This window comes from Micropruina sp. (genome assembly GCF_027492755.1).
GTDB lineage: Bacteria > Actinomycetota > Actinomycetes > Propionibacteriales > Propionibacteriaceae > Micropruina.
The window spans coordinates 1,304-3,541 of the sequence record NZ_JAPUED010000214.1 but is presented as its reverse complement, the minus strand read 5'-3'; the positions used below and the strand labels follow the sequence as shown (position 1 = coordinate 3,541).

The window sequence follows — 2,238 nt, the reverse complement described above, 5'->3', positions numbered from 1 at the left end:
CGATGCAACTCGGAATGCCGCGCAGGTCGTCGTGGGAACGGCTGCGGTAGGCGCTGGGGGTCTCCCCCACCAGTTCCGTGAACCGGCTGCTGAATGAGCCGAGCGACGTACAGCCGACCTCCATGCACACGTCGGTGACCGACCTGTCGGTGTTGCGGAACAGCGCCATGGCGCGTTCGATCCGGCGGGTCATCAGCCACGCGTACGGGGTTTCGCCGAAGGCCTCCTTGAACGACCGCTGGAAGTGCCCGACCGACATCAGCGACTCGCGGGCCAACTGTGGGACGTCCAACGGCTCGGCGAAGTCGCGGTCCATCCGGTCGCGGGCCCGGCGCAAGCGCACCAGGTCGTCGGGAGTCATGCTCCCAGGGTGGCACACGCACCCGGATCCCCCCAGGGTCACATGGTGCGGCGGTAGCGTCCGCCGACCTCGAAGAAGGCGTCGGTGATCTGGCCGAGGGAGGCGACGCGGACTGTGCGCATCAGTTCGTCGAAGACGTTGCCGCCGGTCAGTGCCACCTCTTTCAACCGGGCGAGTGCAGCAGGGGCCTCGTCGGCGTGCCGGGCGTGGAAGTCTGCCAGCCGGGCCAACTGGGACTCCTTCTCTTCGGTGGTGCCGCGGGCCAGCACGGTGGGCACGGACGCCTCGGCGTCGGCGTCAATGAAGGTGTTGACGCCGATGATCGGCAGCGTGCCGTCGTGTTTACGCGCCTCGTAGAGCATCGATTCGTCCTGGATCAACCCACGCTGATAGCCGGTCTCCATCGCACCCAGGACGCCGCCGCGGTCGGCGATCCGGTCGAACTCGGCCAGCACCGCCTCTTCGACCAGGTCGGTGAGCTGCTCGATCAGATACGACCCCTGCAGCGGGTTGTCCACCGCGGCCAGCCCCCATTCGCTGTCGATGATCAGCTGGATCGCCAGCGCCCGCCGCACCGACGCCGGCGACGGCGTGGTGACCGCCTCGTCGTAGGCGTTGGTGTGCAGGCTGTTGGCGCTGTCGTAGAACGCGCAGAGGGCCTGCAGCGTCGTCCGGATGTCGTTGAACTCCATCTCGGCGGCATGCAGCGACCGACCCGAGGTCTGGATGTGGTACTTCAGCTTTTGCGCCCGCTCGCCGGCGCCATACCGGTCGCGCAGCGCAACCGCCCAGATCCGACGGGCGACCCGTCCGATCACCGAGTATTCGGCGTCCATGCCGTTGGAGAAGAAGAAGGACAGGTTGGGCGCGAAATCGTCGATCGCCATGCCGCGGGCCAGGTACGCCTCGACGTAGGTGAACCCGTTGGCCAGGGTCAGCGCCAGCTGGGTGATCGGGTTCGCCCCGGCCTCGGCGATGTGATAGCCGCTGATCGACACCGAATAGAAGCGCTTCACCCCGTGTTCGATGAACCACTCCTGCACATCGGCCATCGCCCGTAGTGAGAAGTCGATCGAGAACAGGCAGGTGTTCTGCCCTTGGTCCTCTTTGAGGATGTCGGCCTGGACGGTGCCACGCACCTTGCGCACCACCTCGGGGTCGCCGGCCTGGTCGATCGCAGCGTTCAGGAACATCGCCAGAATGGTCGGCGCCGGACCGTTGATGGTCATCGACACCGAGGTCGAATCGTCGGCCAGGTCGAAGCCGGCGAACAGGTCGCGCATGTCGTCCAGGGTCGCGATGGACACCCCCGAGGTGCCGACCTTGCCGTAGATGTCGGGCTGTCGGGCAGGGTCGCGTCCGTAGAGGGTGACCGAGTCGAAGGCGGTCGACAACCGGGTGGACGGCTGCCCCGCGGCCAGCAGGTGGAAGCGCCGGTTGGTGCGCGCGGCGTCCCCCTCGCCGGCGAACATCCGGGTCGGACGCTCCCCCGACCGCTTCAGCGGGAACACGCCAGCGGTGAACGGGAAGCTGCCCGGACGGTTCTCCTTGCGCAGGTAGCGGACGAGCTCCCCAGCCTCTGTTCCGGACGGCGGCAGCGCCACCCGCGGCAGGGTCAGGCCGGACAGCGTCTCGGCGGTCGGCCGCTCGGTCTCGGAGTGGGCGCGCCAGGCGTCCAACAGTCCGGACGCCTCGGTCGGCAACTCGGTGCGCAGAGCACTCAGCGGAGTTGGGTCGTCGAGCAGCGCGGCGACGGCCTCCACCTGCTCGTGGCGGCGCACGGCGTCCACCAGGCTCGCGGTGGTGGCGTGGTAGTCGCGGATCGTCTCCGCCACATCGGCCAGGTATCGCTCCTTGCCACGCGGAATGATCGCCCC

2 protein-coding genes are annotated in these 2,238 nt (G+C 68.1%); both read right to left on the bottom strand.

Annotated features, from left to right (window positions below):
• Positions 1–361, bottom strand: a 361-nt coding sequence (locus Q0066_RS14885; RefSeq protein WP_298134305.1) for a helix-turn-helix transcriptional regulator, incomplete at its 3' end; no start/stop codon positions are given.
• A gap of 38 nt (positions 362–399) precedes the next feature.
• Positions 400–2,238 (bottom strand): methylmalonyl-CoA mutase family protein (locus tag Q0066_RS14880; protein WP_298134302.1); only part of this gene is annotated, 1,839 nt, incomplete at its 5' end.